A 23,409-nucleotide genomic window follows, 5' to 3' on the forward strand; every position below is an offset into this window, starting at 1 on the left:
AGCCCGCCCAACGCATCTCCCTGCCCCGCCGCAGCCTCAAAGACTGCCTCGCGGAAGAACTCCGCCGCCTCGACCCCGACGAAGTCTTCGGCGAAGTGATTACTATTGGACTGCCACGAACCAATCTAAGGAGCGTCCGACCCAGTGAGCGTTGAGCCCAGAGTTAGCATCCACCCTGATTCGTCCGTCCTGATGGCCGCCATCGCCGCGCGCCTGATTACCAAGCTCGTGGATGTGCAGGATAAACACGGTGAAGCCACGGTGGTCCTGACCGGCGGCACAGTGGGCATCGGTACGCTGAAGGCTGTGGCGGATTCACCGGCGGCGCCCGCCGTCGACTGGTCGAGGGTGAACTTCTGGTGGGGCGACGAGCGGTTCGTGGGGGCGGATGATCCCGACCGCAACACCAGGCAGGCGTTTGACGCACTGCTCGCCCACATCCCGGTTGATCCGGCCAGGATCAACCAGCCGGCGTCCTCGGACGACTTTGACACTCCCGAAGAAGCCGCCGAGGACTACGCCCGGCGGTTGCGGGAGGCAGCCGAGGCCGAGCACGCTGCAGACATGTCGGATGACCGGCCCGACGAACCGGGGCAACTGCCGCGGCTGGACGTGGTGCTGCTGGGCGTAGGACCCGATGCCCACGTGGCTTCCCTGTTCCCGGAACAGGGCGGAATCCGGGAAAAGGATCGGACCGTGGTGGGCGTGCGGAATTCCCCCAAGCCGCCCCCGCAGCGTATTTCCCTCACGCTGCCTGCCATAAACACTGCTGCCGAGGTATGGATGGTGGTGGCCGGCGAGGACAAAGCCGGTGCAGTCGGACTGGCGCTGGCGGGTGCCAGCCCCGTCCAGGTGCCCGCCGCAGGGCCCCGCGGTACGTCACGCACGCTATGGCTTATCGACGAAAATGCTGCCTCACGCGTCCCGCAGCAGCTCGTCCGGGAGGACGCCGCCGGCGCGTAGTTTTTCCAGCGCTCCGGCCAGGACAGCTTCGGCGTCCTGGTCGGAGCGCCGCTCTTTAACATATTCAAGGTGGCTTTTGTAGCCCTCTTCGAACTGTTCGTCCCGCGCAGCTTCCTGGCCCTCACGGGACGCCGGACAGCCGCAACGCCGGCAGTCCCAGTGGACGGGAATCTGTGCTTCGGGTAACCGAAGGAACACGAGCTGGGTTTCATGTCCCTTGGCGCACCAATAAGAAACCCTGATCCGGGGTACCCGCTCGCCCGAAGCTGCCTCAGACTGGTTCTTGGGACCGGCACCTTCTGTCACACCCACCCGGGTGCCGCGGAATGCTGACGCACTATGCACCATCGGGACTCCTGGCTGCTTAAACAAAACTGTGGCTGTTGTAAGCCAACAGCCACAGTTTAGTTCGGAGATTCCCGTGGCGGCAGTGCCGGACCACGATCGGCTGGAAGAACCTAGGAGTCGCCCGACCCGCTGAACCGCATCAGCAGTCCCAGTGCGATGATCACGACACCCCAGGTGACGCCCAGAACTACGGTGAACCTGTTCAGGTTCCGCTCTGCGACACCCGAGGAACTCAGGCCCGAACTCATACCGCCGCCGAACATGTCCGACAGCCCGCCGCCCCGTCCCTTGTGAAGCAGGATGAGCAGCGTCAGCAGAAGGCTGGTGATGCCCAGGAGAATCTGCAGAATGACATGAAGAACGTCCACGACGGCCTTTCAGAAGATTGGAATGGCGGGAGCCTGGTGTTGCAGACGGACTAGTCCGTCAGCAGGTGACTCTCGAACCTGACAATATTAGCAAACTCGGCTGGATCGAGGCTGGCCCCGCCCACCAACACGCCGTCAACGTCCCGTTCGTTCAGGATCGCAGCAACGTTGTTGGCCTTGACTGAACCGCCGTAGAGCAGGCGGATCTTGGCCGCAACGTCGTCCCCGAAAATGGTCGCCAGTTCGGCCCGGATGGCAGCGCACATTTCCTGGGCATCCCCGGGCCCCGCCACCTCACCGGTGCCGATGGCCCATACGGGCTCGTAGGCCACTACGAGTTCGGCCGCCTGCTCGGGGGTCAGGCCGGCGACGTTGGCGCGGAGCTGGGTCAGGGTGTGCTCCACGTGGGTGCCGGCCTGGCGGATTTCCAGCCCTTCACCTACGCACAGTACAGGCGTGACAGCATGCTTGTACGCCGCTTTGACCTTGGCGTTCAGGACGTCATCTGATTCGTTGTGGATGGTGCGGCGTTCGCTGTGGCCCACCAGCACGTACCGGCAGCCCAGCTTGTTCAGGAACTGGCCGGAGATGTCGCCGGTGTAGGCGCCGGAGTCGAACTGGGACAAGTCCTGGCCGCCATAAGCAACGTCGAGTTCGTCGCCCTGGACCAGGGTCTGCACACCGCGGAGGTCGGTGAAGGGCGGAAAGACTGCAACTTCCACCCGGCTGTAGTCGTGCTTGGCGTCGGACAGGGTCCAAGCGAGTTTCTGCAGCAGGGTGATGCCCTGGACGTGGTCCATGTTCATCTTCCAGTTGCCCGCAATGAGAGGCGTGCGGTCAAAAGCACCGTTCGTTGACGTAGTCATGTGTTCTCCAAAAGTCTTGATATGTGTGCGGCCGGCAGGGCACCCACGGGCACCCTGCCGGCCGGAGGACTTGGCAGTCCAGTTCCTAGCGGTCCAGGATGCTAAGTCCGGGCAGTTCCTTGCCTTCAAGATATTCCAGGCTGGCGCCGCCGCCGGTGGAAATATGACCGAACTGGTCATCCGCGAAGCCCAGGGTCCGGACTGCTGCCGCGGAGTCTCCGCCGCCCACGACTGTGAACGCCTCGGCTTCGGTCAGGGCCTTGGCTACTGCCCGGGTTCCGCCGGCGAAGGCCTCGAATTCGAAGACGCCCATGGGCCCGTTCCAAAACACCGTCTTGGCATCCTTGATCCGGTCCGCAAATGCGGCTGCCGAGTCCGGGCCGATGTCCAGGCCGATGCCCTGCGCGCCGAAGCTGCTTGACTCGATGCCGTCCGAGGGGACGGTTTCGTGGTCAGCGTCCGCAGCGAACTTGCTGGCCACCACAACGTCGGTTGGCACAACGAATTCCGTGCCGGCGTCCGCCGCGCGTTTAAGATAGTCCTGGACCACGGCGATCTGGTCCTCCTCGAGGAGGCTGCCGGCCACGCTGTGGCCTTCGGCTGCGAGGAACGTGAAGAGCATGCCGCCGCCCACCAGGATGGTGTCAGCTTTGCCGATCAGGTTGTCAATGACCGCCAGCTTGTCCGAAACCTTCGAGCCGCCGAGCACCACAACGTAAGGCCGCTGGGTATCAGCAGTCAGCTTCCGCAGGACCTCCACCTCAGTGTGTACCAGGTCGCCCTGGTAGGACGGCAGCCTGGAAGCGACGTCGTAGACGCTGGCGTGCTTGCGGTGCACGGCACCGAAGGCGTCATCAACGTAGGCGCCGTTGTCACCTGTCAGGGCCGCCAGCTCGTCAGCGAAGGCGCCGCGCTGGGCGTCGTCCTTGCTGGTTTCGCGGGCGTCGAAGCGGACGTTCTCCAGCACCAGCACCTGGCCGTCCGCCAGGGAGGCGGCGAGTTCCTTGGCAGAGCTGCCCACCGTGTCCCCGGCGAGGGTGACACTAAACGGAGCGAGCTCAGCAAGGCGGGCTACTGCGGGCTTGAGCGAGTACTTGTCTTCGGGAGCGCCCTTGGGGCGTCCTAGGTGGGCTGTTACCAGCACGCGGGCGCCGGCGTCCGTGAGCTTCGTCAGCACTGGCAGGGAGGCCTTGATACGGCCGTCGTCAGTCACTGCAGAGCCGTCGAGCGGCACATTGAGGTCACATCGAACCAGAATGTACCGCCCGCGGACACCTTCAGCGATCAGTTCGTTGAGGGTGTGGAATGTCATGTCTCTAACCCTAGCCCAGCTTGGCTGCAACAAGCTCCGTCAGGTCCACGAGGCGGTTGGAGTAGCCCCATTCGTTGTCATACCAGGACACAACCTTGACCTGGTTGCCAATGACCTTCGTCAGGCCCGAGTCAAAGATTGACGACGCAGGGTCTCCCACGATGTCGGAGGACACGATCGGAGCATCGGTGTAGGTGAGGATGCCCTGGAATTCGTCGGACTCGGAGGCCTTCTTCAGAGCTGCGTTGACTTCCTCGACGGTGGTCTCGCGGGCGACGGTGACCGTAAGGTCCGTGGCGGACCCGGTGGGGACGGGGACGCGGATGGCGTAGCCGTCAAGCTTGCCCTTGAGTTCGGGCAGGACCAGGCCGATTGCCTTGGCTGCACCGGTGGAGGTGGGGACCATGTTGATGGCCGCGGCGCGGGCGCGGCGGAGGTCGTTGTGCGGGCCGTCCTGCAGGTTCTGGTCTGCCGTGTAGGCGTGGATGGTGGTCATCAGGCCACGCTCGATGCCGAAGGTGTCGTTGATGACCTTGGCCAGGGGGCCGAGGCAGTTGGTGGTGCAGGATGCGTTGGAAATGATGTTGTGGGCTGCGTTGTCGTAGAGGCCGTCATTAACACCCATCACGATGGTGATGTCCTCATCCGAGGCCGGAGCGGAGATCAGGACCTTCTTGGCGCCGGCATCGATGTGCTTCTGCGCGGCAGCGGCCTTGGTGAAGAAGCCGGTGGACTCGATGACGATGTCTACACCGAGTTCGCCCCAGGGAAGGTTGGCAGGATCGCGCTCGGCGAGAACCTTGATGATATTGCCGTCGACGACAATGTTCCCGTCCTTGACCTCGACGGCTTCCTTCAGGCGGCCGCCCACGGAGTCGTACTTGAGCAGGTGGGCCAGAGCTTCGGGGCTGGTGAGGTCGTTGACTGCAACAATCTCAAGGTCTGCGCCCTGGGCGAGTGCTGCGCGGAAGTAGTTGCGGCCGATGCGGCCGAAGCCGTTGATACCAATACGGGTGGTCACTTTTTCAGTCTCCTTGGTGCTTGGTGAAGCACTACTAGTAAGCGGGCGTTGAAGCCAACTAACAGATCCCGCACGCCATTGAGCAGAGATGATTAACAGATCGGAGGGCGACCAGCCACGTTGCTGAAGGCTGACCGCCTTCCGTGATCCATCTTACGTTTAAGTAGGTCCGCCCCCGCAAGTGCGGGGGCGGACCTTCCACAATTCGGCCAAAATCCCGCCTAAATGTGAAGTTTGTTACAGGCGCGTGTTGCGCCGGTCACTATGGGAGGGTGATCAGACCCGTGGCGTTGGTGCGTGCGGCCTCGAAGCGCTTGGCGACGTCGGCCCAGTTGACGATGTTCCAGAATGCCTTGACGTAGTCAGCCTTGACGTTGACGTAGTCCAGGTAGAAGGCGTGCTCCCACATGTCGAGCATGAGCAGCGGGGTGGTGCCCAGCGCAACGTTGCCCTGCTGATCGTAAAGCTGCTCGATGACCAGGTTTCCGCCGATGGGCTCGTAGGCCAGGAAGCCCCAACCGGATCCCTGCAGGCCAAGGGCTGCTGCTGAGAACTGGGCACGGAAGGCGTCGAATGAGCCGAAGGCGTCATCGATGGCTGCGGCCAGTTCGCCCTCGGGCTTGTCGCCGCCGTCCGGGGACAGGTTGTTCCAGAACACCGAGTGGTTGATGTGGCCGCCGGTGTGGAACGCGAGGTCCTTGGAAAGGCGGTTGATGTTGGCGAAGTCGCCCTTGTCGCGTGCTTCGGCCAGCTGGGCCAGGGCGTTGTTGGCCCCTGCGACGTAAGCTGCATGGTGCTTGCTGTGGTGCAGCTCCATGATCCGCGCCGAAATGTGCGGCTCAAGCGCCGCGTAGTCGTAGCTGAGTTCTGGCAGTACGTACTCGGTCACAAAATCCTCCAATGTCGTGGACGGTCTGTCCGGGGTGTAGCTCTCGGATTGTGCATCCGGATGACTGGCATCCGGAAGATGGGGGTGGACGCTCTGATTCTATGGGGCCTTTACTCGTCCAGCATTTCAGGCGTCACATTTGCATCTGTGCCAGGGATGCCGAGGTCAATGGCACGTTTGTCCGCCATGGCAAGCAACCGGCGGATGCGGCCGGCAATGGCGTCCTTGGTCATCACCGGCTCGGCCAGGCGCCCCAGCTCATCCAGGCTGGCCTGTTTGTGGGCCACCCGGAGTTCGCCGGCATATTTGAGGTGGTCCGGGACGTCATCACCCAGGATCTCCAGGGCCCGGTCCACCCTGGCCCCGGCCGCCACCGCCGCCTGTGCGGAACGCCGCAGGTTGGCGTCGTCGAAATTGGCCAGCCGGTTGGCGGTGGCGCGGACCTCCTTGCGCATCCGGCGTTCCTCCCAGACCATCAGTGCATCGTGGGCTCCCATGCGGGTCAGGAGGGCTGCGATGGTGTCGCCATCACGGATTACTACCCGGTCCACTCCCCTGACCTCGCGGGCCTTGGCCTGGATGCCGATGCGGCGGGCCGCCCCCACCAGGGCCAACGCGGATTCGGGGCCGGGGCAGGTGACCTCCATGGCGGACGAACGGCCCGGCTCGGTGAGCGAACCGTGGGCGAGGAAAGCACCGCGCCACACTGCCTCGGCATCAGCGGCAGAACCGTTGACAACCGCAGAGGGCAGGCCGCGCACCGGACGCCCGCGGCCGTCCAGGAGGCCGGTTTGCCGGGCCAAAGATTCGCCGTCGCGGACCACCCGCACCACATAGCGGCTGCCCCGTCGCAGTCCGCCGGCGGAGACCACAATGATTTCGCTCTGGTGGCCATACACCTCCGCGATGGCCGCGCGCAGGCGGCGCGCGGTGGATGCGAGGTCGACTTCCGCCTCGATCACGATCCGGCCAGAGATGATGTGCAGGCCGCCGGCGAATCGAAGTATCGCCGAAACCTCAGCCTTGCGTACTGATGATTTTTTGATGTCCAGACGGGACAGTTCTTCCTTGACCGATGATGTCAGTGCCATGGCACCTTCCTAACTGTTCCCAAAAATGTCGTGGTACGCCGCTGCCAGACGTAGGGGGTCATGGACGGGTCGGCGTCCCGACGCCCTTACTTTACCCAAGACAACCTCGGCACCGATCATCCCCGCGGCTTTCTCGAACTCCTGCCGGTCCGGCACCGACGCGGGATCGGCCAGGATGACGTCGACGCTGAAGTCCGGCGCGTATCGGCGCAGGGCGTGAAGATGGTCAGCCGCCGACATGCCCGTAGTCTCCTTGGTATCGGTGGCCAGGTTCATGGTGAGGCAGCGTTTCGCGGCCGTTGCGCTGAGGGCGTCGCGCATTTCGGGCAGCAACAGGTGCGGGAGCACGGACGTATACCATGACCCCGGCCCCAGGATGATCCAGTCGGCCAGTTCGATGGCGGTCAGCGCCTCAGTACACGCGGGTGCATGCTCGGGCAGGAGCCGGACCTGTTCCAGGCAGCCGGCTACGGCGCAGCGCGCCTGCCCGCTCACGGTCTGCAGCACGGATTTGCCGTTGGCCGCGGTAACGCGGATGTCACCTTCGATGGTGAGGGGAACAGTGGACATCGGCAACACCTGCCCCCGCGCCCCAAGAAGTGCGCCGGCCCACGTGAGCCCGGCGACGGCGTCGCCAAGGAGTTCCCAGAGGGTGACGATGAGCAGGTTGCCGGTGGCGTGGTCGTCCAGGGAGCCGCCGCGGCCTTTGCCGGGCTGGAAGCGGTGCTGCATGACGTCGCGCCATGTGCGGCCCCAGTCGGTGTCGTCGCACAGGGCGGAGAGCGCCATGCGGAGGTCTCCGGGAGGGAGGACGCCGTACTCTTCGCGCAACCGCCCGGATGACCCGCCGTCGTCCGCCACAGTGACAATGGCAGTCAGCTCAGTGGTGAGCAGCCGCAGGGCCGACAGGGACGCGGAGAGTCCGTGGCCGCCGCCGAGTGCCACAACGTTGGGGCCCTTGTCCTGCTGGCCGGCAGCCGTTCCGCTGGAAAGCGGCACTAACGGCATCGGCCCGGTAAGCATCCCCATTATTCGCGGCCCAGATCCCGGTGGGTTGTGGTGACAGTCACCCGGGGATACTGCGCCAGTTTCTTGGAAAGCTCGACGGCGACCGCTACTGATCGGTGCTTGCCGCCGGTGCAGCCCACGGCGATGGTGGCGTAATGCTTGTTTTCGCGCCGGTACCCGTCCAAGACCGGTTCCAGAGCCAGCACGTAACGGTCCACGAAGTTCTTCACGCCTTCGGCCTCGAGGACATAATCGCTGACGTCCTGGTCCAGGCCTGTGTGGGGGCGCAACTGCGGGACCCAGTGCGGGTTGGGGATGAAACGGACATCGGCTACGTAGTTGGAGTCAACCGGCAGACCGTACTTGAAGCCGAAGCTCATGACGTTCAGCCGGAGGGCCACCGGGCCGGTCTCGGTGAAGAGTTCAGTGATGGCCGTTGCCAGGCCATGGACGTTGTAGTCAGAGGTATCGAGTACGAGGTCCGAGCTGTCCCGGAGCTCCTTCAGTACCTCGCGCTCGGCTGCTATGCCGTCCAGGATCCGGCCGCCCTCCTGGAGCGGATGGGGCCTGCGGCCCTGCTCGAAGCGGCGGACCAGGACGTCGTCGTTGGCGTCCAGGAACAGCACCCGGAACGTGACACCACTGGCTGCCAGGGCGCCGAGGGTGGCCCGCATGTCGGAAAAGAGGCCTTTGCTGCGCACATCCATCACCACGGCCAGCCGGGGAATGGACTGCGGCGCATGCGAGACCAGTTCAGCAAGGGTTCCGAGCATCTGCGGCGGCAGGTTTTCCACGACGTACCAGCCGTGGTCCTCCAGCGCGTCAGCGGCAGTGCTGCGTCCCGCCCCTGACATACCGGTGACCACCAGCAGCTCCGCTTCGAGGGGCTTGACCGGCGTCATGCCGTCCTGCCCCGTCCCGGATTCCGCCGTTGATTCTGCCATTCGTTCCGCCCCATTCCTGTCCTGATCCGGCAGGCAACCGCGTCGGCGGAAACCTGCGCTCCTTACCCTACCTAGGTTTCAATGATTTCGCCGGTGGCCATATTGACGGCCGGAACGGTGGCCCCGGCCCCTTCCTCGCCGCTGAAGTGGGCCACGATGGCACTGGCCAGGGAGGGACCGATACCCTTGGCGGCCGTGAGCTGCACGGCGGTTGCAGCCTTCACCCCCTTGATCGAGCCGAAGTGGGCCACCAGCGCCTTGCGCTTGGACTCCCCCAGCCCTGGCACTCCATCCAAGGCTGAGAGCGTCATGGCCTTGCCGCGCTTCTGCCGGTGGAAGGTGATGGCGAAGCGGTGTGCTTCGTCGCGGATCCGCTGCAGCAGGTAAAGGCCCTGGGACGTCCGCGGCAGGATCACCGGGAAGTCACTGTCCGGAAGCCAGACTTCCTCCAGTCGTTTGGCCAGGCCCACCACATACACGTCATCGATGCCGAGCTCCGCCAACGCCCGGGCCGCGGCATTCACCTGGGGCTGGCCGCCGTCGACCACCACCAGGTTCGGCGGGTACGCGAATTTTGCCTTCGGCGTGGCAGTGGTGGTGTCAAGCACCGCAGCATCGGCTGCCGCGTCAAGTGCGGCCTGGTGCCCGGCCAGTGCGGCTGCTTCCACCTGGGCCGACTTGTCCTGCAGGTAATAGCGGAACCGCCGCGTCAGGACATCGTGCATGGCAGCGGTATCGTCTGCCGCAGCCGCCCCGGTAACGGAAAACTTCCGGTAATCGGATTTCTTAGGCAGCCCATCCTCCACCACCACCATGGATGCCACCACGTTGGTGCCTTGGACATGGGAGACGTCAAAGCACTCAATCCGCAGGAGCGGCACCGGCAGGTCCAAAGCCTCCTGCAGCTCCTGGAGGGCCTGCGAACGCACCGTCAGGTCTCCGGCGCGGCGGGTTTTGTGCAGTTTTAACGCGTGTTCGGCGTTCTCCCGCACGGTGGACATCAGCGCCGCCTTGTCGCCGCGCTGCGGCACCCTGATATCCACCTTGGCTCCCCGAAGGCCGCCGAGCCATTCCGTCAGCTCCGCCTCGTTGCTGGGTACCACCGGCACCAGGACTTCGCGGGGCAGCCTGCCGTGGCTGTCGCCGTCCTCGCCGTAGACCTGCTGCAGCAGGTGCTCCACCAGGTCCGGTGTGGTGGAGTCTTCCACCTTTTCCACCACCCAGCCGCGCTGGCCGCGGACCCGGCCGCCCCTGACGTGGAAGACCTGGACCGCGGCCTCCAGTTCATCTTCGTGCAGGGCGAAAACATCGGCGTCGGTATCTTCGGCGAGTACCACTGCGTTGCGTTCGAAGACCTTCCGCAGTGCCGAGATGTCATCTCGGAGCCGTGCCGCGCGCTCGTAGTCGAGGGTGGCCACTGCTTCGGCCATCTGCTTTTCGAGTTTGGAGATGAAGCGTTTGGCTTCGCCGCCCATAAAGGCACAGAAGTCCTCAGCCAGGGCGCGGTGCTCTTCCGGTGTCACGCGGCCCACGCAGGGCGCGGAGCATTTGTCGATGTAGCCCAGGAGGCAGGGGCGGCCGCTGGCCTGGGCCCGCTTAAGTACGCCGGCGCTGCAGCTGCGTACCGGGAACACCCGCAGGAGTGTGTCCATGGTTTCCCTGATGGCTCCGGCGGTGTACGGACCGAAGTACCGCGTGCCTTTACGGCGGTCCCCCCGCATGACCTGGACCCTGGGGAGTTTCTCGCTCATGGTCAGGGCCAGGTAGGGGTAGGTCTTGTCGTCCCGGAAAACCACGTTGAAGCGGGGCTTGAATTCCTTGATCCAGGTGTATTCAAGCTGCAGGGACTCCAGCTCACTGCCCACCACGGTCCACTCCACACTGCTGGCCGTGTGGACCATGGCGTGGGTTTTCGGCAGTAGCCCCGCCGGGTTGGCAAAATAGGAATTCAGGCGGGACCGGAGGCTTTTGGCTTTGCCGACGTAAATGACCCGGCCGTGAGGATCGCGGAACCGGTACACCCCCGGATTGGTGGGAATTTCACCCGTCCGGGGCCTGTAAGTTGTTGGATCTGCCACTACTTCAGTCTACTAACGCTTAGTCCGTGGCCTTGCTCTGGTTGTAGCTGGTGGAGCGTTCCTGGCCGCTGAGTTCAGCGATGGCGTCCATGATCCGGTCCGTCACCTGCCGGCGGGCCGGCAGCGAATGATCCGGACCGGTCTTGTCGAAGTACAGGGGCTCCCCCACCTTCATGGTGAAGCGATGCGGCCTGAAGCCCTTCTCACCGGCCGGCTGCAGGTTCTCCGTCCCGATCAGTCCAACGGGGATCACGGGAGCTCCGGTTGCCAGGGCAAGCCAGCCTACGCCGGTGCGGCCGCGGTAGAGAATGCCGTCCCGTGATCGTGTGCCTTCAGGGTAGATGCCGATGCCTTTGCCCGCCTCCAGGATGTCCAGGAGGGTCCTGAGGGCCTGGACGCTTGCCGCCTGCTCGCCCCGTTCAACCGGAATGGAACCGACAGACTCGAAAAACGATTTCATGACCTTTCCCTTGACGCCGCCGGTGGTGAAGTACTCCGCTTTGGCGAAGAAGGCCACCGGCCTGGGCATCAGGGCCTGGACAATGACGCTGTCAAAGAAGGAGAGATGGTTCGGCGCAACGATGAACGGACCGTCTTTGGGCACGTTCTCGAGGCCGATGACGGTGGGCCGGCAGGTGCCCGAAACGAGGCCGCGAAATGTCCAGCGGACAGCCTCAAACAGCTCCATCGTTGCGCACCTCGCTCATCGCGGCGGTGTGAAGGCCCTCAAGCCGTTCGATCGCAGCGATCATGCCGGTGGTGGTCTCCACCACGGTGACGGCCCCGGCGAGCTCGAGTTCGCCGTCGGGCGCGAAGCCCCAGCCGACGCCAATGCAGTCGAGCCCGTTGGCGATGGCGCCGGCCACATCCTGGGCGCGGTCGCCCACCATTACAGCGTGCTGGGTGGACAGATCGGCCAAGGCAGCCGCGATGATGTCCGCTTTGCCGACCGGACCGTCAGTGGCGGATTCGTTGTCCGCGGATCCCCGGATTGACTGGAACAGGCCCGCAACGCCGTGGTGCTGGAGCACAATCTGCGCCAGCCCTTCGGGCTTCTGCGTGGCGACGGCGATAGGCCTGCCTGCCTTGACAAACCCCTCCAGCACCTCCCTGATGCCGGGGTACAGGCGGCTCTGGGCGATTCCAGTGGCCACGTAGTACTGCCGGTAGCGCCGGATGACGTCGGCCAACTTGTCCGCCGGGACCATGGCGACGCTGAGGAGGGAATCACTCAGTTTGGGGCCGATCATGGCGTTCAGCAGGTCGGCGTCAGGGACCGGGAGGCCTGAGGCCACCAGGGCGGATGCGATTCCGCCGGTAATTCCGCCTGCCGGGTCGACAAGAGTGCCGTCCAGGTCAAAGATCACGGGCACTGTTGTTTGAGTCACCGGCTTAGTTTCTCACGACACCGCACATGCCTGAAACTCGCATGCCCGACACGGCATACGTCGTCGCCGGCCAACCGCCTAAGACAATATTTCCGCGAGGAAAGAGGCAGTGTGGCCAGCAGTCGACTTCGCCACCTGCTCGGGCGTGCCCGTAGCCACGATCTGCCCCCCGCCGGAACCGCCGTCGGGTCCAAGATCCACGATCCAGTCGGCACTCTTGATGACGTCCAGGTTGTGTTCGATGGTGATCACCGTGTTTCCCTTGTCCACCAGCCCCTGCAGAACCATCAGCAGCTTGCGGATGTCCTCGAAGTGCAGCCCCGTGGTGGGTTCGTCAAGAACGTAGACGCTGCGCCCGTTGGAACGCTTTTGGAGTTCGGCGGCGAGCTTGACGCGCTGGGCTTCGCCGCCGGACAGCGTGGTAGCTGGTTGCCCCAGCCGCACATAGCCCAGGCCCACATCGACCAGCGTGTTGAGGTGCCGGGCGATGGGCGAGAAGGCAGCAAAGAACTCTGCGCCTTCCTCAATGGGCATGTTGAGGACATCGGCGATGGTCTTGCCCTTGTAGTGCACTTCCAGGGTCTCGCGGTTGTACCGTGCACCGTGGCAGACCTCGCAGGGAACGTATACGTCGGGCAGGAAGTTCATTTCGATCTTCAGCGTGCCGTCACCAGAGCAGGCTTCGCAGCGCCCGCCCTTGACGTTGAACGAGAACCTTCCCGGCAGGTAGCCGCGGACCTTTGCCTCAGTGGTTTCGGCGAAGAGCTTGCGGATGTTGTCAAAGACGCCGGTGTACGTTGCCGGGTTGGACCGCGGGGTGCGCCCGATAGGGCTCTGGTCCACGTGGACCACCTTGTCCAGGTGCTCCAGGCCCATGATGCTCTTGTGGCGCCCGGCAACCTGCTTGGCCCCATTGAGCTTGTTGGCCAGCACCTTGTAGAGGATTTCGTTGACAAGGGTGGACTTGCCGGAGCCGCTGACGCCAGTGACTGCGGTGAAGAGACCCAGCGGGAAAGCCGCATCCACGTTGACAAGGTTGTTTTCGCGGGCGCCAATAACCTTCAGCTCGCGCTTCTTGTCGTACTTGCGCCGCTTCTTGGGGACGTCGATTTTCTTGCGGCCGGACAGGTAATCGCCGGTCAGCGAGTTGGTGTTCTCCAGAAGGTCCTTGTAGGAACCGGAATGCACCACCTGGCCGCCGTGCTCGCCGGCGCCGGGGCCAATGTCGACAATCCAGTCCGCCACCTGGATGGTGTCCTCGTCATGTTCGACCACAATGAGGGTGTTTCCCATGTCCCGGAGCCGGGTCAGGGTCTCAATCAGCCGCCGGTTGTCCCGCTGGTGCAGACCGATGGATGGCTCGTCGAGAACGTAAAGGACACCCACGAGGCCGGAACCGATCTGGGTGGCGAGCCGGATGCGCTGCGCTTCGCCGCCGGACAGGGTTGCAGAGGGCCGTTCGAGGTTCAGGTATTCGAGTCCGACGTCGAGCAGGAAGGTCAACCGGGCCTGGATCTCCTTGAGCACCTGGTGCGCGATCTGTGCTTCCCGGCTGGTCAGGACCAGGTTGTTCAGGAAATCCGCGCACGCCCTCATGGGCATGGCAGCTACGTCGGCAATGGACTTGCCGCTGATCAGGACAGATAAGGAGGCAGGGTTCAACCGGGCGCCGTTGCAGGCGGGGCAAGCGATCTGCCGCATGTATTCTTCGTAGCGGTCGCGGGCCCACTCGGAGTCGGTTTCGCCGTGCTTCCGGTGGACATACTGGATGGCGCCTTCGAAGCCGGTGCTGTACTTCCGCTCCCGTCCGAAACGGTTCTTGTACTGGACCACCACCTTGTGGTCCTTGCCATGCAGGACAGTCCGGCGGACGTCGTTGCCCAGCTTCTCCCACGGTGTGTCCATGGAGAAGCCGAGTTCCTTGGCCAGGCCGGCAAGCAGGCGGTTCCAATATTCGGTGGTGGCGGTACCGAGGGACCACGGCGCGATGGCTCCTTCGGCCAACGACAGCTCCGGGTTGGGGATGATCAATTCCTCGTCAACCTCCAGCCGGGTGCCGATGCCGCTGCAGGCGGCGCAGGCACCGAAGGGATTGTTGAAGGAGAACGATCGCGGCTCGATCTCGTCGATGGCCAGGGGATGTTCGTTGGGGCAGGCGAGGTTCTCTGAAAATGCCCGGAGCCTGCCAGGGGCGTCGGCTTCCAGCTCAACGAACTCGGCCAGCACGCGGCCCTCAGCGAGGCCCAGGGCTGTCTCCACGGAATCGGTGAGCCGCTGGCTGATGCCTTCCTTGACCACCAGCCGGTCCACCACAACTTCAATGGTGTGCTTGAACTGCTTGCCAAGTTTGGGGGGCTCGCTGAGCTGGATCAGTTCGCCGTCCACCCTGGCGCGGGAATAGCCCTTCGCAGTCAGTTCCTTGAAGAGTTCAACGAATTCGCCCTTGCGTGCCCGCACCACCGGCGCCAGGATCTGGAAACGCGTGCCGTCCTCAAGCTCAAGAAGTTGGTCCACAATCTGCTGGGGGGTCTGCCGGGCAACAAGCTCACCGCAGACAGGGCAGTGCGGCCGTCCGACGCGCGCCCACAGCAGGCGCATGTAGTCGTAGATTTCGGTGATGGTGCCCACCGTTGAGCGGGGGTTTTTGCTGGTGGACTTCTGGTCAATGGACACTGCCGGCGAGAGGCCCTCGATGAAGTCAACGTCCGGTTTGTCCACCTGGCCCAGGAACTGGCGGGCGTAAGCCGACAGGGACTCAACGTAGCGCCGCTGGCCCTCGGCAAAAATGGTGTCGAAGGCGAGGGAGGACTTTCCGGAACCAGACAGGCCGGTGAAAACGATCATGGCGTCACGGGGCAGATCCAGGTCCACGTTGCGCAGGTTATGCTCCCGCGCCCCCTTCACCACAAGGCGGGAAAGGTCAGGTCTGGCCGGGGTGGCTGGGGCCTGGGTGACGGTGACAGGAGCGGACGGGACTGCTGTTTCTTCAGCTACGGCTTTAGGCACCCACTAATGCTAATCGAAAACTTTTTCGAATATCCACGCGGGGCTGCTAGTGGGCGTCGTAGGCTGCGGCGAGCAGCTGGACTGCCTCAGCAAACGTGGCACCCTGGGCTCTGGCCTCAAGCGCGTACGCGTCGGCGGCAGCAGACAGGACGTCCGCCCGCTCATCACGCGCACAGATTACGGTGCCATTACGGCCTTTGGTGGCCACCACGCCGGCCGCCTCAAGCTCCTTATATGCCCGGGCCACGGTATGCGGAGCTACATCAAGGCGGTCCGCCAGCGCCCGGACGGCAGGCAGCTTGGTTCCCGGCGGCAGGTCACCGCTGTCCGCGAGCCGGATCACCTGCAGCCGCAGCTGCTCAAAAAGGGCCACCGTGCTGGCCTGGTTGGGCTTCCAGGTCCCGGGGAAGGATGCTCCTGCCGTCATCGTCCGGCATCCAGGTTTCCTGCCCGGCCCACCCGGCCGGCGAACTGCGCCTGGTAGAGCTGTGCGTAGCGGCCCTTGGCGGCCAGGAGGCCCCGGTGGGTTCCCTGCTCGGCGATGCGTCCGTGATCCATGACCAAGATTAGATCAGCGTCCCGGACTGTAGACAAACGGTGGGCTATGACAAAACTTGTTTTACCCCGCCGCAAACGTTCCATGGCGTGGCGGATCAGGACCTCGGTCCGTGAATCGACGGAACTGGTGGCCTCGTCCAGGATCAGCACGCTGCGGTCCGCGAGCCGCGCCCGTGCGATGGCGACCAACTGGCGTTGCCCCTCGCTGAGCGGCTCTCCGCGGTTGCCCAGCGTGGTGTCGTAGCCGGCGGGCAGCGACCGGATGAGATGGTCCAGGTGGCTCGCCTCCGCCGCCGCATGTATTTCAGCGTCAGTAGCTCCCGGCCGGCCATACTCGATGTTTTCGCGGATAGTTCCGGCGAACAGCCAGGCATCCTGGAGCACTACGCCAAAACTTTTGCGCAGGGCATCCCGGGGAATGGCGGCGATGTCAGTTCCGCCGATGGTGATCCGGCCGGCGTCGGGTTCGTAGAACCGCATGAGGAGGTTCACAATTGTGGTCTTACCAGCGCCGGTGTGGCCGACAATGGCTACCGTCCGGCCCGGCTCCACTGAAAAGGACAGTCCACGGATTACGGGAGCGTCCTGCGCGTAGCCGAACGTGACGTGGTCGAAAACGATTGGTCCGACCGGCCGCGCCCGGTGACCGGCGCCGTCCGGCTCAGCAGGAATTTCGTCGGCATCCAGGAGTTCGAAGACACGGCGTGCTGAGGCGGCGCAGGACTGTATGACGTTGAGCATGCCGCCGATCTGGCTCACAGGCTGCGTGAACAACCGGCTGAACTGGATGAAGGCCTGGATTCCGCCGATGGTCATGGCTCCGAGCGTGACCTGGTAAGCGCCCACCACTGCCACCGCGATGTAGTTGAGGTTGGCAATGAGGATCATCAGTGGCTGGACGAGGCCCGATGAATACTGTGCCCGTGCGGAGGCGCGCGCCAGGCGGTCGTTGCTCGCCCGGAAAACCGCCGCGGCCTGGTCCTGGTGGCCGAAGGCCTTGATGACCTCATGCCCGGTGATGAATTCCTCAACGTGGGCGTTTAGTTCGCCGGTTTCAGCCCATTGTCCGGCGAAGTGCGCTTGGGACTTCCGGGCCACCAGAACCGTTACCAAGGCGGACACCGGGACCGAGACGAGCGCAATCACGGCCAGGAGCGGCGAAATCCAGAGCATCATGGCCAGGGCGCCGAACAACATCAGAACGGACATGATCAGCTGCGTCAGGATCTGGCTGAGCGCTTGGGCGATGTTGTCGATGTCGTTGGTGACCCGGCTCAGGACGTCTCCCCTGGACTTTTCCTGGAAGTATGTGGTGGGGAGCCGCTGCAGCTTTTCCTCCACCGATTCCCTGAGGCCATACATCAGGCCGTGGACCGAGCCCGAGGTCAGCTTTCCCTGGATCCAGTTGAAGAGCGAGGCCCCCAAGTACATCAAGGCGACGGCGGCCAGCAGGATTCCCAGCCGCTGCGTCTCGAATACTCCGCTGGCGAACCCGTCGACCACAATATCCGTAGCTTTCCCCAGGTAATTCGGCGCGGTTACGTTCAAACCGGCAAAAACGCAGGTGGCTGCCACGGCACCAAGCATCCGCCACCTGAACGGGCGCAGCCGGCCGAGCAACCGGCGCGCCGGAGGCCAGACTGACTCCGCCGCACCCCTTGAGAGCGGTGCCGTCATGGCATGCGCTCCAGTGCCAATTGCGACTCGGCAATTTCCCGGTAGGTGGCAGAAGTCTCCAGCAGTTCGAGGTGGGTCCCCTCCGCGACCAGCCGGCCGTCGTCGAGCACCAAAATCCGGTCTGCTCCGGCAACGGTTGAGATGCGTTCCGCGACCAATACCACCACCGCACTGCCAAGGTCGCCCGCCAAAGCATCCCGGAGCCGGCTCTCCGTGGCGAAGTCGAGGGCGGAGAAGCTGTCATCAAAGAGGTAGATCGGAACCCGCCGCACAAGAGCTCGTGCGATGCAGATCCGCTGGCGTTGGCCGCCGGACAGATTCGTCCCGCCTTGCCCGACTTGGGTCGCGAGCCCCCGCGGCAGTTCGCGGACGAACCCCGCGGCCTGGGCCGTTTCCAGCGCCTCCCACAGCTGGCTGTCGCTGGCCCCCGGTTCGGCGATCCGCAGGTTTTCTTCGATGGTTCCGGTAAAGAGATGGGACCGCTGCGGAACCACAGCCATGGTCCGGCGGAGGACGTCCAGCGGAACGGAACGGATATTCCGCCCCGCGATGGTGATGGTTCCGGCCGAGGCATCAAGGAACCGGGGCAGCAGGCTGAGGAGCGTTGATTTGCCGCTGCCTGTTGATCCGACGACGGCGACGGTGGTGCCGGGAGTGACCGTGAAGCTGATGTTGTCCAGCACGCGGGTTTCGGCCCCTGGAAAGGCGAGGCTGACGTCGGCGAACGTCACGCTGCCCCCTTCCAGGCCCGATGGTTCGCCTGTCGTGTAGTCGTCCTGGCTGTCCTGGACAGAAGGCTGTGCCTTGAGTACCGCATTGAGCCGCTCTGCGCAGGCGGCGGCCCGCGGTGCCGTCATGAAGACGTACATGGCCATCATGATGGCCAGCAGAATCTGCATAATGTAGGCGATAAACGCCGTGAGGGCCCCGATCTTCATCTCCCCCGAATACACCCGGTGGCCGCCGAACCACACCACCGCCACCGATGACAGGTTCACCACGATCATGATCAATGGCAGCATCGCGGCAACCAACAGTGCAGACTGCAGGTTGTTCCCCGAAAGGCTCCTGTTCGCCCGGGCAAAACGGCGCGTTTCATGCGCCTGCCTGACGAACGCACGGATCACGTTGGCGCCGATAATCTGTTCCCGCAGTATTTCCCCGGTACGGTCCAGCAGGTCCTGGCCCTCCCGGTAGAGAGGTACGAGGCGCCGGACGATGAGGTACATGATGATCAGGAGTAGGGGAATGATGATGGTGACGATGCTTGAGAGCACGACGTCCTGCTGCCAGGCAAGGTAGGCACCTCCCGCCGCCATGACCGGCGCCGCAGCCAGCATGGTAAACACCAGGACCGCGAACGACTGGATCTGCTGGGTGTCATTGGTTGCCCTGGTGACGAGGCTTTGGGTACCAAAGCCAGCCACGTCCTGGAACGAAAGCGACTGGATCTTGGTAAATATCTCCTCCCGCAACTGGTGGCCAAGCGACATAGCCACCACGGCGCTGAGGTAGCCGGCACCAATGGCCGCCACCGCCTGGACCGCAGCCGCCAGAGCCATATCCGTGCCCAGCCGGAAGATCGCCGGAGTATTCCCGGCGACGATGCCGTCGTCGATGATGGCAGCGTTGATAGTGGGCAGCAGCAGGATGCCCACTGTCTGCACCAGCTGGAGGACGGCGATGGCAACAACTGAACCCTTGTGGCCAGCCAGCAGCCGGGTCAATAACGCGAAAAGCACAGCACCTCCAGGATCACTTGGGGAGGCCGACGAGGTTGCGGCTTGTGGCCGCCCCCAAAAAGCCGCTTCATCGTCGTAGCCAGCGCCATTATTCTTCTCCAGTAACATGACTACACGAATCGTGTAGAGAACATCAATCGAATGGAGTTTATGCGGTCAGCCGCTTTTGCGCTACGGCGAAGATCCGCCGGAATGGAAAAACCGTGCCATGGGGTGTCCCCGGGTAGGCCTCCCGCAGAGCGGCGGCGTACTCGGATTCGAAGGCCCGCCCCTCGTCGTCTGACAAAACAGCCAGCACGGGTCGCAATGCCGTGCCGCGCAACCAGTTCAGCACCGCATCCGCTCCGGGGAGGACCTGCTGGTAGCTGGTCTCCCAAGCGTCGGCAGTGCAGCCCGCGTCCAGCATGATGCGGAGGTAATCGGCGGACTCCCCCACTGATTCCCCACCGCGGAGTACGCCGTCCAGCTGGGGCGACCAACGTTCCGACCCGGCCAGGTCCCGCATCAGAACATGCGACGGCGCATTGAAGTTCCCCGGCACCTGCATGCCGAACCATGCCCCAGGCTTGAGTGCCGCCAACCAGTGGGCAAGCATCTCCCGGTGCCCGGGAACCCACTGAAGCGCGGCGTTGGTGACTACGACGTCCGTTTCGGCCGGGAGTGTCCAATCGGCGATATCGGCCAGCCCGAAACTTAGCCCGGAATGCCCGTCGGCCTGCGCCGCAGCTGTGGCCAGCATCTCGGCGGACGAATCGAGCCCCACCACCTTCGCCTGCGGCCACCGCTGGGCGAGGGTGGCTGTCAGGTTCCCGGGACCACAGCCAAGGTCAACCACCTGATGGGGGTGCGCGGCGTGGATCCGTCCCGTGAGGTCAAAAAAAGGCCGGTCACGGTAGTCACCGAACTGGACGTACTTCAGGGGATCCCACTTCACAGTTTTGCTCCGTGCTCTGGTCTGTCTGGCAGTATCGCGAGCCTAACCCTTAGCCGCCCGGATATCCGGCACCTGATGGGCACTAAGCTGGAAATCAATGAAACTCGTCGACCAGTTGCCCGCCATGCCCTCCTCAATTCCTGGTGCGGGCATCGACCCGGACGCCCTTTACGCCCAGTTCCTGGCGTGGACCGAAAGCAGGGGCCTGCAGCTGTACGCAGCCCAGGACGAGGCCATCATGGAGCTGGCAACCGGCGCCAACGTCATCCTGGCCACCCCCACGGGGTCAGGCAAGTCCCTGGTTGCCATCGCTGCGCATTTCCAGGCCATGGCCCGGGGGCAGCGGAGCTACTACACGGCGCCCATCAAGGCTTTGGTGTCCGAGAAGTTCTTCGCCCTGTGTGAGATCTTTGGCGCCGAAAACGTCGGCATGATCACCGGTGATTCGGGCGTTAACCAGGACGCGCCCATCATTTGCTGCACGGCCGAAATCCTCGCGAACATCGCCCTGCGTGAAGGCGAAGGCGCAGACCTTGGCTCGGTGGTTATGGACGAATTCCATTTCTACTCCGACCCTCAGCGCGGCTGGGCGTGGCAGGTCCCCCTGCTGGAGCTTCCGCAGGCCCAGTTCCTCCTGATGTCCGCAACGCTGGGTGATGTCAGCCGCTTCGAGGACGGAATCACCGAGCTCACCGGCCGCCCCACCACTACCGTCAGTTCCGCAGAGCGCCCCATTCCGCTGCATTACTACTACCACGAGACCCCGGTCCACGAAACGCTTGAGGAACTGCTTTCCACACGCCAGGTTCCCGTCTATGTTGTCCACTTCAGCCAGATCGAAGCCATCGACCGCGCGCAGACCCTGATGAGCATAAACGTCTGCACGCGTGAAGAAAAGGACAAGATCGCGGAGCTGATCGCCAATTTCCGCTTCGCCGCAGGGTTCGGCAAGACCCTCAACAGGCTGGTCCGGCACGGAATCGGCGTCCACCATGCCGGCATGCTGCCCAAGTACCGTCGGCTGGTGGAGCAGCTCGCCCAGGCGGGCCTGCTGAAGGTGATTTGCGGAACGGACACACTGGGAGTGGGCATCAACGTGCCCATCCGTACCGTCCTGCTCACGGCGCTGAGCAAGTACGACGGCGTGCGCACCCGGCTGCTTAACTCACGGGAGTTCCACCAGATCGCCGGCCGCGCCGGCCGGGCCGGGTATGACACCGCCGGGACAGTTGTGGTCCAGGCGCCGGAACACGTGACCGAGAACGTAAAGGCCATGGCCAAAGCCACCGCCAAGTTCGGCGATGACCAGAAGAAACTACGCCAGGTGGTCAGGAAAAAGCCTCCTGAGGGGTTCGTCTCTTGGGGTGAACCCACGTTCAAGCGCCTCGTCGAATCCGTGCCCGATCCCCTGAGCTCGAGTTTCGGCGTGACGCACTCGATGCTGATGAACCTGATGGAGCGTCCGGGCGACCCGTTCACGGCTGCCCGCCGGCTGCTGACCGAGAACCACGAGTCGCGGTCCTCGCAGCTGCAGCTTATGAAACGGGCCCTGGGAATTTACCGCGAACTCCTCGCCGCCGAGGTGGTGGAGCGCATTCCCGCCACAGAGCAGGGCGCGGACGGCAGGACTGTCCGGCTCACCGTCCACCTGCAGGCCAACTTTGCGCTGAACCAGCCGCTCTCGCCGTTTGCGCTGGCGGCGCTGGAGCTGCTTGACCCGGAGTCGCCGTCGTACGCCCTGGACGTGGTGTCCGTCATTGAGGCGACCCTCGAAAAGCCGCGGCAGATACTCTCCGCCCAGCAGAAAAAAGCCCGCGGGGAAGCCATCGCCGCGATGAAGGCAGACGGCATCGAGTACGACCAGCGGATGGCGATGCTGGAGGACGTAACGTACCCGCAGCCGCTCGCGGAGCTGCTGGGCGAAGCATTCGAGGTCTACCGCAAGGCGGCGCCCTGGGTGGGCGACTTTGAACTGGCGCCCAAGTCAGTGGTCCGGGACATGTACGAGCGTGCCATGAACTTCGGCGAGTTCGTCCAGTTCTACGGACTGGCCCGCTCTGAAGGCATCGTGCTGCGGTACCTGGCAGACTGCTTTAAAGCACTGCGCCAGACGGTGCCGCAGGACATGCTCCGGGAGGACCTTGAGGACCTCATCGCCTGGCTCGGCGAGCTGGTGCGGCAGGTGGACTCCAGCCTCCTGGACGAATGGGAGGAGCTGACGTCCGGCGCGGCACCCACGCCGCACGACGCCCCGCCTCCCCCGCCGCCGTCGCTGACGGCCAACATCCGGGCCTTCCGCGTGATGGTCCGCAACGAGATGTTCCGCCGGGTGGAGCTGTTCGCCGACGAAAATGCGGCAGCGCTGGGAGAGCTCGACGGCGGTGCGGGCTGGGATTCCGATCGTTGGGAAGACGTCCTGGACGACTACTTCGATGAACACAACGACATCGGCACCGGCCCCGACGCCCGCGGTCCAGGGCTCCTCATCATCACCGAAGATCCGGGGCTTTGGAAGGTCCGGCAGATCTTCGATGATCCGGCGCGCAACCATGACTGGGGGATCTCCGCCGAAGTGGATCTGGCGGCCTCGGACGAAACCGGCACGGCAGTTGTCCGGGTCACCGACGTCAACCGCCTCTAAGGGCCCCTGTAAACTCGAGCCATGAGTGTAATCCGCCCCGCCACCCGGCAAGACGTCCCCGCCATCCTGCAGATGATCCACGAACTGGCCATCTACGAGAAGGAACCTGAGGCCGTCCGCAACACCCCGGAGATGCTGGCTGAGGTCCTCTTTGACGATAATCCTCGGGTGTTTGCCACCATGGCGGAAAATGCCGTGGGCGAGGTCCAGGGGTTCGCGCTCTGGTTCCTGAACTACTCCACATGGGAAGGCGTCCATGGCCTCTACCTGGAGGACCTCTACGTCAGCCCGCACGCCCGCGGCGAAGGCCACGGCAAGGCGCTCCTGAAGCACCTGGCCGCCACCGCCGTCGAAAACGGCTACGCCCGGGTGGAATGGAGCGTTTTGGACTGGAACGAACCGTCCATCAACTTCTACCGGAGCCTCGGCGCCCGTCCCATGGACGGCTGGTCAACGTTCCGGCTGACCGGCGATGCGCTGGCGGCCTTTGGCGCTGACATCCCGGCAGCGGCCCGTGCCTGAGCAGGCGACATCCCTCGAAGCCGCCCGAACGCAACACCCTGTCCGGCATACGG

General features: G+C 64.0%; 21 protein-coding genes. 4 read left to right on the forward strand and 17 right to left on the reverse strand.

From position 1 onward, the window contains the following. Together ABIB45_RS16850 and pgl are read left to right on the forward strand one after the other, a co-directional pair. Window positions 1-155 (forward strand): OpcA/G6PD domain-containing protein (locus tag ABIB45_RS16850; protein WP_354155895.1); only part of this gene is annotated, 155 nt, incomplete at its 5' end. Beyond that, window positions 145-963, forward strand: coding sequence for a 6-phosphogluconolactonase (gene pgl / locus ABIB45_RS16855; RefSeq protein ID WP_354216996.1), 819 nt, complete (start codon window positions 145-147; stop codon window positions 961-963). The genes ABIB45_RS16850 and pgl, both read left to right, overlap by 11 nt. On the opposite strand, the gene ABIB45_RS16860 is transcribed toward pgl, so the two are convergent. The 17 genes from ABIB45_RS16860 to ABIB45_RS16940 all read right to left on the reverse strand — a co-directional run bounded on the left by ABIB45_RS16860 (window position 916) and on the right by ABIB45_RS16940 (window position 20,193). Beyond that, a complete protein-coding gene (locus tag ABIB45_RS16860) occupies window positions 916-1,311 on the reverse strand; it encodes an RNA polymerase-binding protein RbpA (RefSeq protein ID WP_502909254.1) in 396 nt (131 codons plus the stop codon). The genes pgl and ABIB45_RS16860 overlap by 48 nt on opposite strands. A 110-nt stretch (window positions 1,312-1,421) precedes the next feature. Then, window positions 1,422-1,679 (reverse strand): preprotein translocase subunit SecG, encoded by a 258-nt coding sequence (gene secG, locus ABIB45_RS16865; protein WP_354216998.1) that lies wholly within the window; start codon window positions 1,677-1,679, stop codon window positions 1,422-1,424. 50 nt (window positions 1,680-1,729) lie between these two features. Beyond that, window positions 1,730-2,545, reverse strand: a complete 816-nt coding sequence (gene tpiA / locus ABIB45_RS16870) for a triose-phosphate isomerase (RefSeq protein WP_354216999.1) — start codon at window positions 2,543-2,545, stop codon at window positions 1,730-1,732. An 85-nt stretch (window positions 2,546-2,630) separates the two neighbouring features. Continuing rightward, a complete protein-coding gene (locus ABIB45_RS16875; protein WP_354217000.1) occupies window positions 2,631-3,857 on the reverse strand; it encodes a phosphoglycerate kinase in 1,227 nt (408 codons plus the stop codon). A 10-nt stretch (window positions 3,858-3,867) separates the two neighbouring features. Then, window positions 3,868-4,878, reverse strand: a complete 1,011-nt coding sequence (gene gap, locus ABIB45_RS16880; protein WP_354217002.1) for a type I glyceraldehyde-3-phosphate dehydrogenase — start codon at window positions 4,876-4,878, stop codon at window positions 3,868-3,870. 262 nt (window positions 4,879-5,140) lie between these two features. Further along, window positions 5,141-5,767, reverse strand: coding sequence for a superoxide dismutase (locus ABIB45_RS16885; RefSeq protein ID WP_310164066.1), 627 nt, complete (start codon window positions 5,765-5,767; stop codon window positions 5,141-5,143). Window positions 5,768-5,877: 110 nt separating this feature from the next. Further along, window positions 5,878-6,858, reverse strand: coding sequence for a DNA-binding protein WhiA (gene whiA, locus ABIB45_RS16890; protein ID WP_354217003.1), 981 nt, complete (start codon window positions 6,856-6,858; stop codon window positions 5,878-5,880). A gap of 9 nt (window positions 6,859-6,867) precedes the next feature. Further along, the gene (locus ABIB45_RS16895; RefSeq protein ID WP_354217004.1) at window positions 6,868-7,887 is read right to left on the reverse strand and encodes a gluconeogenesis factor YvcK family protein; all 1,020 of its coding nucleotides are present in this window, start codon (window positions 7,885-7,887) and stop codon (window positions 6,868-6,870) included. Continuing rightward, on the reverse strand, window positions 7,887-8,810 hold the full coding sequence (rapZ, locus tag ABIB45_RS16900; protein WP_354217005.1) for an RNase adapter RapZ: 924 nt from the start codon (window positions 8,808-8,810) through the stop codon (window positions 7,887-7,889). Before rapZ ends, ABIB45_RS16895 begins: the two co-directional genes overlap by 1 nt. Before the next feature lie 71 nt (window positions 8,811-8,881). Further along, window positions 8,882-10,888, reverse strand: a complete 2,007-nt coding sequence (gene uvrC, locus ABIB45_RS16905) for an excinuclease ABC subunit UvrC (RefSeq protein ID WP_354217006.1) — start codon at window positions 10,886-10,888, stop codon at window positions 8,882-8,884. Window positions 10,889-10,907: 19 nt separating this feature from the next. Next, window positions 10,908-11,576, reverse strand: coding sequence for a lysophospholipid acyltransferase family protein (locus tag ABIB45_RS16910; protein ID WP_354217007.1), 669 nt, complete (start codon window positions 11,574-11,576; stop codon window positions 10,908-10,910). Beyond that, window positions 11,563-12,276 (reverse strand): HAD hydrolase-like protein, encoded by a 714-nt coding sequence (locus ABIB45_RS16915; protein ID WP_354217008.1) that lies wholly within the window; start codon window positions 12,274-12,276, stop codon window positions 11,563-11,565. The genes ABIB45_RS16910 and ABIB45_RS16915 overlap by 14 nt, the downstream gene beginning before the upstream one ends. Before the next feature lie 78 nt (window positions 12,277-12,354). Beyond that, window positions 12,355-15,282: an excinuclease ABC subunit UvrA gene (uvrA, locus tag ABIB45_RS16920; RefSeq protein ID WP_354217009.1), complete on the reverse strand. Its 2,928-nt coding sequence runs from the start codon at window positions 15,280-15,282 to the stop codon at window positions 12,355-12,357. Window positions 15,283-15,328: 46 nt separating this feature from the next. After that, on the reverse strand, window positions 15,329-15,709 hold the full coding sequence (locus tag ABIB45_RS16925; RefSeq protein ID WP_354217010.1) for a GntR family transcriptional regulator: 381 nt from the start codon (window positions 15,707-15,709) through the stop codon (window positions 15,329-15,331). Next, the gene (locus ABIB45_RS16930; RefSeq protein WP_502909252.1) at window positions 15,706-17,517 is read right to left on the reverse strand and encodes an ABC transporter ATP-binding protein; all 1,812 of its coding nucleotides are present in this window, start codon (window positions 17,515-17,517) and stop codon (window positions 15,706-15,708) included. The genes ABIB45_RS16925 and ABIB45_RS16930 overlap by 4 nt, the downstream gene beginning before the upstream one ends. Then, window positions 17,514-19,259, reverse strand: a complete 1,746-nt coding sequence (locus ABIB45_RS16935) for an ABC transporter ATP-binding protein (protein ID WP_354217011.1) — start codon at window positions 19,257-19,259, stop codon at window positions 17,514-17,516. Before ABIB45_RS16935 ends, ABIB45_RS16930 begins: the two co-directional genes overlap by 4 nt. A gap of 148 nt (window positions 19,260-19,407) precedes the next feature. Next, the gene (locus ABIB45_RS16940) at window positions 19,408-20,193 is read right to left on the reverse strand and encodes a trans-aconitate 2-methyltransferase (protein ID WP_354217012.1); all 786 of its coding nucleotides are present in this window, start codon (window positions 20,191-20,193) and stop codon (window positions 19,408-19,410) included. 97 nt (window positions 20,194-20,290) lie between these two features. Between ABIB45_RS16940 and ABIB45_RS16945 the strand changes: the two genes are divergently transcribed. Beyond that, window positions 20,291-22,834 (forward strand): DEAD/DEAH box helicase, encoded by a 2,544-nt coding sequence (locus tag ABIB45_RS16945; protein ID WP_354217013.1) that lies wholly within the window; start codon window positions 20,291-20,293, stop codon window positions 22,832-22,834. Between the two features lie 21 nt (window positions 22,835-22,855). After that, a complete protein-coding gene (locus ABIB45_RS16950) occupies window positions 22,856-23,356 on the forward strand; it encodes a GNAT family N-acetyltransferase (RefSeq protein WP_354217014.1) in 501 nt (166 codons plus the stop codon). The last annotated feature ends 53 nt before the right edge of the window (window positions 23,357-23,409 follow it).

The sequence above is a fragment of the Arthrobacter sp. UYCo732 genome (genome assembly GCF_040547265.1).
Classification (GTDB): Bacteria; Actinomycetota; Actinomycetes; order Actinomycetales; family Micrococcaceae; genus Arthrobacter.